The organism is Liquorilactobacillus sicerae, assembly GCF_029916425.1.
In the GTDB taxonomy this organism is placed as follows: Bacteria; Bacillota; Bacilli; order Lactobacillales; family Lactobacillaceae; genus Liquorilactobacillus; species Liquorilactobacillus sicerae.
In genome coordinates this window covers 1-460 of the sequence record NZ_JAHAVQ010000217.1, presented here as the reverse complement: position 1 = coordinate 460, position 460 = coordinate 1, and the positions used below count along the sequence as shown (strand labels likewise).

The following is a 460-nucleotide window of genomic DNA, read 5'->3' as shown; positions in this document are numbered from 1 at the left end:
ATGTATTTGTATCCCGATTTGGATACTTTTAGGATTTTACCTGATTCAATGACCGGCGAACACGATGGCAAGGTTGCAATGATCGTTGCTAATGTTTATACCAGTAGCCGCATGCCGTTCGAGGGGGATCCGAGAAATAATTTGATTCGCGTTCTTGGAGATATGAAAAAAGATGGTTTTTCCGATTTCAATGTTGGTACAGAACCGGAATTCTTCTTGTTCAAACTTGGAGAAGATGGTAAACCAACAATGAAACTTAATGATAATGGAGGCTATTTTGATTTGGCCCCACTTGATTTAGGCGAGCACGTTCGTCGTGAAATTGTTTTGACACTCGAAAAGATGGGATTTGAAGTTGAGGCGGCTCATCACGAGGTTGCTCCTGGACAACATGAAGTTGATTTTCGTTATGCCGACGCCGTGACCGCGGCTGATCATATTCAGTTATTCAAGCTTATTG

Annotated in this window: 1 pseudogene; it reads left to right on the top strand. The window is 42.2% G+C overall.

Annotation, left to right across the window (positions count from 1 at the left end):
* A pseudogene (locus tag KH893_RS12080) lies at nucleotides 1–460 on the top strand (type I glutamate--ammonia ligase); the annotation flags it as partial.